This window comes from Sphingopyxis sp. LC363 (genome assembly GCF_000756385.1).
GTDB lineage: Bacteria > Pseudomonadota > Alphaproteobacteria > Sphingomonadales > Sphingomonadaceae > Sphingopyxis.
In genome coordinates, this window is record NZ_JNFC01000025.1 from 44168 (window position 1) to 50935 (window position 6768).

At 64.8% G+C, this 6768-nt stretch carries 8 protein-coding genes; 4 read left to right on the forward strand and 4 right to left on the reverse strand.

Features of this window, described 5'->3' with window-relative positions; all coding sequences use genetic code 11:
* Nucleotides 1-2 precede the first annotated feature (2 nt).
* The gene (locus FG95_RS11200; RefSeq protein WP_037555936.1) at nt 3-995 is read right to left on the reverse strand and encodes a dipeptide epimerase; all 993 of its coding nucleotides are present in this window, start codon (nt 993-995) and stop codon (nt 3-5) included.
* Nucleotides 996-1019: 24 nt separating this feature from the next.
* Between FG95_RS11200 and FG95_RS11205 the strand changes: the two genes are divergently transcribed.
* Complete coding sequence (locus tag FG95_RS11205) at nt 1020-1415, forward strand: YkvA family protein (RefSeq protein WP_081933109.1); 396 nt, start codon at nt 1020-1022, stop codon at nt 1413-1415.
* Between the two features lie 68 nt (nt 1416-1483).
* On the opposite strand, the gene FG95_RS11210 is transcribed toward FG95_RS11205, so the two are convergent.
* Nucleotides 1484-2704, reverse strand: a complete 1221-nt coding sequence (locus tag FG95_RS11210; RefSeq protein ID WP_037555937.1) for a polyhydroxyalkanoate depolymerase — start codon at nt 2702-2704, stop codon at nt 1484-1486.
* A 273-nt stretch (nt 2705-2977) separates the two neighbouring features.
* Between FG95_RS11210 and FG95_RS11215 the strand changes: the two genes are divergently transcribed.
* The 3 genes from FG95_RS11215 (at nt 2978) to FG95_RS11225 (ending at nt 5714) form a co-directional block, all read left to right on the forward strand.
* Nucleotides 2978-3235: a YjhX family toxin gene (locus tag FG95_RS11215; protein ID WP_037555938.1), complete on the forward strand. Its 258-nt coding sequence runs from the start codon at nt 2978-2980 to the stop codon at nt 3233-3235.
* Between the two features lie 123 nt (nt 3236-3358).
* Nucleotides 3359-5158 (forward strand): ABC transporter transmembrane domain-containing protein, encoded by a 1800-nt coding sequence (locus FG95_RS11220; RefSeq protein WP_052182299.1) that lies wholly within the window; start codon nt 3359-3361, stop codon nt 5156-5158.
* A 19-nt stretch (nt 5159-5177) separates the two neighbouring features.
* Nucleotides 5178-5714 carry a DUF1993 domain-containing protein gene (locus FG95_RS11225; protein ID WP_037555939.1) on the forward strand — a complete coding sequence of 179 codons (537 nt, stop codon included), beginning with the start codon at nt 5178-5180 and terminating at the stop codon, nt 5712-5714.
* 18 nt (nt 5715-5732) lie between these two features.
* On the opposite strand, the gene FG95_RS11230 is transcribed toward FG95_RS11225, so the two are convergent.
* Nucleotides 5733-6167, reverse strand: a complete 435-nt coding sequence (locus tag FG95_RS11230) for an ExbD/TolR family protein (protein ID WP_052182300.1) — start codon at nt 6165-6167, stop codon at nt 5733-5735.
* 238 nt (nt 6168-6405) lie between these two features.
* On the reverse strand, nt 6406-6768 hold a 363-nt coding region (locus tag FG95_RS11235; protein WP_037555960.1), incomplete at its 5' end, for an OmpA family protein.

Consider the following 6768-nt stretch of genomic DNA (forward strand, 5'->3'; position numbering starts at 1 on the left):
GGTCAGATCGCCGGCGGCCCGATCCGCCCCTCGCGAAATTCGAACCCCCCTTCGCGGTCCCGCGCCAGCAATGCGGGACCGTCGAGGTCGACCCATTTCGCGCGCTGCGCCAGCACGAAGGCCGGCGCGATCGCGAGACTGGTCGAGAGCATGCACCCGGCCATGATCGACAGTCCCGCCGCGTCGGCGGCGTCGGCGATCCTGAGCGCTTCGGTCAGCCCGCCCGCCTTGTCGAGCTTGATGTTCACCCCGTCATAGAAAGGCCCGATCCGCGCCACGTCGGCGGCGGTCTGGCAGCTTTCGTCGGCGATAAAGGGCAGCGGCGCATAAATCGGATCGAGCAGCGCATCGGCGCCCACCGGCACGGGCTGCTCGATCATTTCGACTCCCATGTCGGCGAGCGCCTCGGCCTCGCTCAAAATATCGATCTCGCCCCAGCTTTCGTTCGCATCGACGATCAGCCGCGCTTCGGGTGCGCCCTTGCGGACCCCCGCGACGCGCAGCCGGTCGCCTTCGCCGGTGAGCTTGATCTTGAGCAGCCGATAGCCGTCGGCGGCCGCCGTCGCCGCCTGTTCGGCCATCGCCCCCGGCGTGCCGAGCGAGATCGTATAGGCCGTGACGCGCGCAGTGGGCGCCCCGTCGCAGCCGGCAAGCTGCCAGAGCCGGAGCCCGCGTTGCCGCGCTTCCAGATCCCATAGCGCACAATCGAGCGCGTTGCGCGCCGCGCCCGGCGCCATCAGCTCCTGCACCGCTGCGCGCGCCTCGGCAGCGCCCATATCGCCGATATGCGGCGCAGCGAGCAATATCTGATCGCGGCAACCCGCCGCATCCTCACCGAGATAATAGACGGGCGTGCCCTCGCCGCGCCCGATCTCGCCTCTTCCCTCGATTTCGGCGACGACGACGTCGACGTGCGTCTTGGCGCCGCGGCTGATGACGAACTCGCCGGCGACGGCCCAGCGTTCGACGCGCGCGCTTTTCAGTTGGATAGCCATACAGGAAGGCTAGTGTAGATCGCTATGACCGGCAAATCCCTTTCCCAGCGCATCGGCGATCTCGGCCACCGCCTCGCGATCGAGGGGCATGCCGCCTGGCTTGCTGCGCGCGACCCGCGGGTGCCTTTGATCGCGCGCGCCCTCGCAGTCGCGGTAGCCGCCTATGCGCTGTCGCCGATCGATCTCATTCCCGACTTCATCCCGCTACTCGGCTGGCTCGACGATCTCGTTATCGTCCCGCTCGGCCTGCTCGCGGTTCGGCGGCTGATCCCCGCACCGCTATGGACCGAACTGCACGCCGCCGCCGAGGCCGCAAGCGAGCGCCCGTCGAGCCGAGCCGGCATGGCGTTCATCCTGCTGCTATGGGCAGGGCTCCTCTATATCGTCTATTGGGCCGTGCGGACTTCGCCTTGGCATTGACCGGGCATTTAACGGCGGCGACGGTCCTCCCCCTCCCCGTGCCGGGGAGGAGCGGCCGCAACCGACCGTTAACCGCCGTGTGTCCGGATCCATTTCTCGACTACGGGCGCGATCTCCTCGCGCCATTTGCGGCCGTTGAAGATGCCGTAATGGCCGACGCCCTTCGCCATCAGATATTTCTTCCGGTTCGCGGGTAGTGCCTTCGCGAGCGTCAGCGCCGCTTTGGTCTGGCCGATCCCCGAAATATCGTCGCGCTCGCCCTCGATCGCGAGGATCGCAATGTCCTCGATCGCCCCGATATCGACCGTCTGGCCGCGATGCGTCATCTCGCCCTTCGGTAGCAGGTGGCGCTGGAATACCATGTCGACCGTCTGGAGATAGAATTCGGCCGTCATGTCGCACACCGCGCGATATTCGTCGTAAAATTCCTTGGTCTTGTCGGCGCTCTCGCCGTCGCCATCGACCAGATGTTTGAACATCTCCCAATGGCTCATCATATGATTGCCGAGATTCATCGACATGAAGCCGGCGAGTTGCAGAAAGCCCGGATAGACGCGGCGGCCCGCCCCCGGATAATAGGCCGGCACGGTCGCAATCACATTTTCCTGGAACCAGGCGTGCGGCCGAGTCATCGCATGGTCGTTCACCGCGGTCGGCGCCTTGCGCGTGTCGATCGGCCCGCCCATCATCGTCAGCGTCCTGGGCCGGCATTTATGCCCGTTCGCCGCCATGACCGCCGCGGCAGCCAGGCTCGGAACCGACGGCTGACACACCGCCAGCACGTGCGCGCCGGGGCCGATATGTTCGAGCCACGAGATCAGATAATCGACATAATCGTCGAGATCGAACCGGCCCGCCTCCAGCGGTACGTTCCGCGCATCGCGCCAGTCGGTGATCCACACATCGTGCCCCGGCAGCATCCGTTCGACCGTACCGCGCAGCAGCGTCGCATAATGGCCCGACATAGGGGCGACGATCAACAGCTTGGGCGCATCCTTCGTGCCCTTATGCTTGAAATGCTTGAGCTGGCCGAAAGGCTTGCGTGCCTCGATCGCTTCGGCGACACGCACGGTCTCGCCGTTGACGACGGTGTCATAGAGTTCGAAACCCGGCTTGCCGCGCGGCGCCGCAGCGTGCGCGAACACCTCGAGCGCGGAGGCGAACATGGGGCTTCCGCCGAAATAGCCGAGCGGATTCGCAGGATGCTGCATCACCTGCGCCCCCGCGGTCGCGAGCGCACTCGCCCCGGCAAGCCAATTCTTCTGCATGTCAAACGCGTGATACAGCATATCCAGATCATTCCTTGCGTAGCCCGGCGGCGCTCTTCGGCGCCTGCTCTTTGATGAGCAGTCTAGGGGCTCCGTCTCATTGTGCAATGCGTCAAAGCCATTGCGACGGGCACCGATTGCGAATATCTGCATGGCAAGGCGCATGATGCGCCGGTGGAGTGATTATGTCTGAGATTGCGGGCAACCGCTAACATCCCGGCGAAAACGGGATGTGCGCTACGTGCCGACCAGCGTCGGCGCGCCGTTGTTGCATGCAATTTCCGGACATATCCCATGAATATCTCGAAAGCGGAGCAGCGCGTGCTCCATGTGCTGGCGCAAGGCGGCATGATCCGCCATCGGCGAAACGAAACCGGCCATATCGTCGAGGCGCTGTGCTTCACCCGCGACGGCTACGTCCTCGCGAACACCGGCCTGTCGCTGTTCAACCGGCTACGGCGCCGCGGTTTCATCGCCTCGCACGGCGGCGCGCCGTATCGCATCACGCAGCCGGGACTTCGCGCCGTGCGTGCGCAGCTCGACAATCGCTGACAAAAGAGGAGGAGCGCGGCGCCATCGCCGCGCTCCTCCTTGCAGCGCGACTTCAAAGCATCTGAAGCGCAGCATCATTCTGTATCGTTGAGCCCGGTCCCCGCCGCTGCTAGGGCCGGTGCGATGGCCAGCCAGTCCGACCTTTCCGCCGCGAACGCTTCCGCCGAACCCCGCCGCAAGCTCGGCAGTCTGCGCATGGTGTGGCAACACGCCAGTCGCTACCCGCTGCAACTGATCGTCGCCGCGATCGCGCTTGGGGTTGCTGCGCTAGCGACGCTCGCAATCCCTTATCAATTCAAGGAAATGATCGACAGCGGCTTTATCGCCGGCGGCGGTGACGTTGCGCCGCATTTCCGCCTCTTCTACGCGATCGTCGTTGCGCTCGCCGTGGCTACCGCGCTGCGCTTCTATTTCGTCAGCTGGCTCGGCGAGCGCACCGTCGCCGACATCCGCCAAGCGGTGCAGCGCAACTTGCTGCGCCTCGCGCCCGGCTTCTTCGAAGAAAACCGCCCGTCCGAAATTGCCTCGCGCATGACGTCGGATACCGCGATCATCGAGCAGGTGGTCGGGACAACTGTATCGGTCGCGTTGCGGAACATGGTGATGGGCGTCGGCGGCATCGTCTATCTGTTCAGCCTCTCGCCGAAACTCACCGCGGGCATCCTTCTCGGCATCCCGGTGATCATCCTGCCGATCATGCTGCTCGGCCGGCGGCTTCAGAAAGTCTCGCGGACCAGTCAGGATCGCGTCGCCGACATCGGCGCGACCACCGCCGAACAGATGGGGGCGATGAAAATCGTCCAGGCGTTCGGTCAGGAAGCGCGCGAGGCTGATCGTTTCTCTGCCGCGGTCGAAGCCAATTTCGCGACCGCGAAGCGCCGCATCCGTCTGCGCGCGATCATCACCGCGACGGTCATCGGCCTGCTTTTCGGTGCGATCACGACCCTGCTCTGGTACGGCGCCGAAGGCGTGGCGCAAGGGACGATTACGGGCGGCACCATCGCCGCCTTCGTCCTGACAGGCGGGCTCGTCGCGGGAGCGTTCGGCGCGCTTACCGAAGTCTATGGCGATCTGCTCCGCGCTGCCGGCGCCGCCGAGCGACTCAGCGAACTCCTAAACGCCGAAGCGACGATCGCGCCGCCCGCAAAGCCGCTCCCCTTCCCCGTGCCGGCACTGGGTACGCTCGAATTCGCGACGGTCGAATTTCACTATCCGACCCGTCCCGATGCGCCGGCGCTCCACGATTTCACGCTCGCGATCCGCCCGCGCGAGACGGTCGCGATCGTCGGCCCCTCGGGCGCCGGCAAGTCGACGCTCTTCCAGCTTGCCGAACGTTTCTATGATCCGCAGGCGGGGCAGATCCTGCTCGACGGCGTGCCGCTGACCGAGGCCGACCCCGCCGACATCCGCGCGCGCATAGCGATGGTGCCACAGGAAACGGTGATCTTCGCTGCCTCAGCGCGCGACAACCTGCGCTACGGCAACTGGACCGCACGCGACGAGGAATTGTGGGACGCCGCGCGCGCCGCCAATGCCGAGGAATTCCTCCGCAAATTGCCGCAAGGACTCGACACCTTCATGGGCGAAGGCGGCGCGCGCCTTTCGGGCGGCCAGCGCCAGCGCATCGCAATCGCGCGTGCACTGCTGCGCCGAGCGCCGTTGCTGCTGCTCGATGAAGCGACCTCGGCGCTCGACGCCGAATCCGAGAAGCTCGTGCAGGACGCGCTCGAAACGCTGATGGCCGATCGCACCACAATCGTCATCGCCCACCGCCTCGCGACCGTGCGCGCCGCCGACCGCATCATCGTGATGGACGATGGCCGCATCGTCGAGGAAGGCCGCCATGATGAACTCGTCGCGGCCGACGGCCTCTACGCTCGCCTTGCGCGGCTTCAGTTCCAGGACAATCTCGCCGCGGCCTGACAATCGGAGGAAAAGGACGATGCTTTACGATTTGACCGTACCGGCCTACCAAAATGGCCTGAAGGCTCTGTCCGGAGAGCTGTCGAAAGCAAGCCTGTGGGGCACGGCTAACGGCATCGGCGAGCTGCAGTTCGCGGTCGCGCGGCTGGCGCCCGACATGTTCCCGCTCGCCTCGCAGATCCGCTTTACCTGCAGCCAGGCCTTGCAGCCCCTGAGCCGGCTTGGAGGCATTGCCGTGCCGGAGCTTCCCGACGATGCGACAGACTTCGCCGGAATGCAGGAGCAGATCGCCGCGACGCTGGCGGTCCTCGATGGCGTCGATCGCACCGCACTCGGTGACGACATGGCGCGGGCGGTCAGCTTCGACCTGCCGAACGGCATGGTCTTCGATCTCAGCGCCGCGGACTATGTCCGCGACTGGGCGCAGCCGCAATTCTACTTCCACCGCGTCGCCGCCTATGCCGTGCTGCGCCACATGGGCGCCCCGCTCGGCAAGGCCGATTATGTCGCCTATATGATGCGCCATCTCCGCCCCGGAACGGCGCCCGTCGCCTGAGCGAGGACGCGCCGGATCTCAGATCAGCCCGGCGTAACCCTCGATACCTGGAAAGGCGAGCTTGGTCCCGCCATTGCGCCGGATTGCTCCGATTGCTTCGTCAACGCGCAGATAACGCGCCCGTGCATCGGGTTCGAGCAGGATCGCCGCCGGCTCTGCACGCTCCGACGCCTGCCTTACCAGAACCCCCAGCTCGGCGAGGTCGATCGCTTCGTCGTTCCAGCGGATCACGTCGCTTGTATCGATCGTCACGCGATTTTGGTCGAGTATCTTGCCGGTGACCTCATCGGGCGACAACGTCACATCGATGCTGTGCGTCGGCGGCGGAATGGTAATGATGAACATCACCAGCATTACCAGCATCACATCGATCAGCGGCGTCGTGTTGATGTCGGGATCACCATTGGGGTCGGCGCGAAAAATGCTGCGATGGAACATGCTGCGTTTGCGCATCGTCTCTCTCCCGCTTGGGAATGAGCGCCATAACCGGTGAGCGCTCCGCCCCGCTTCAAGGGCTTGAGATCATCCCGAGCCCATAACGTAATGGTATATCATTATACCTAATCGGCAAGAAGAATCGCAAACGGTCGTTCAAAACAACTCCCTCGCGCAAGTCGCGCACAAAGAAAGGGCGGCACCTTTCGGTACCGCCCCTCTTTTTTCCAATCCCCGTCGGGGATGGAAATCGGTCTTACATGCCCGAGTTCGGACCGTAAGTGATTTCCACGCGACGGTTCTGGTCGTTGCGGACGCCGTCGGCGGTCGCAACGGCCGGGCGGGTTTCGCCGAAGCCCTGCGCGCTGATCGAGCCATCCGAGATACCACGAGCGGTCAGATAGCTGCGAACCGCGTCGTTGCGGCGGTTCGACAGGCCGACGTTGTACGTGGCCGAACCCGAACGGTCGGCGTGACCGGCGAGCATGACCTGCGTACCCGTGCAACCACGGTTGTAGGCGCTGATCGCGTTGTCCAGCGTCGAAGCCGCTTCCGGCGTGATGTTCGACTGATCCCAGTCGAAATACACGATGTACGGCCCAGGTGCGCATTCCACGAC

Bases quoted from the DNA above. Each gene is read 5' to 3' on its own strand.
- FG95_RS11200 (WP_037555936.1), bottom strand. From the start codon at position 995: ATGGCTATCCAACTGAAAAGCGCGCGCGTCGAACGCTGGGCCGTCGCC.
- FG95_RS11205 (WP_081933109.1), top strand. From the start codon at position 1,020: ATGACCGGCAAATCCCTTTCCCAGCGCATCGGCGATCTCGGCCACCGC.
- FG95_RS11210 (WP_037555937.1), bottom strand. From the start codon at position 2,704: ATGCTGTATCACGCGTTTGACATGCAGAAGAATTGGCTTGCCGGGGCG.
- FG95_RS11215 (WP_037555938.1), top strand. From the start codon at position 2,978: ATGAATATCTCGAAAGCGGAGCAGCGCGTGCTCCATGTGCTGGCGCAA.
- FG95_RS11220 (WP_052182299.1), top strand. From the start codon at position 3,359: ATGGCCAGCCAGTCCGACCTTTCCGCCGCGAACGCTTCCGCCGAACCC.
- FG95_RS11225 (WP_037555939.1), top strand. From the start codon at position 5,178: ATGCTTTACGATTTGACCGTACCGGCCTACCAAAATGGCCTGAAGGCT.
- FG95_RS11230 (WP_052182300.1), bottom strand. From the start codon at position 6,167: ATGCGCAAACGCAGCATGTTCCATCGCAGCATTTTTCGCGCCGACCCC.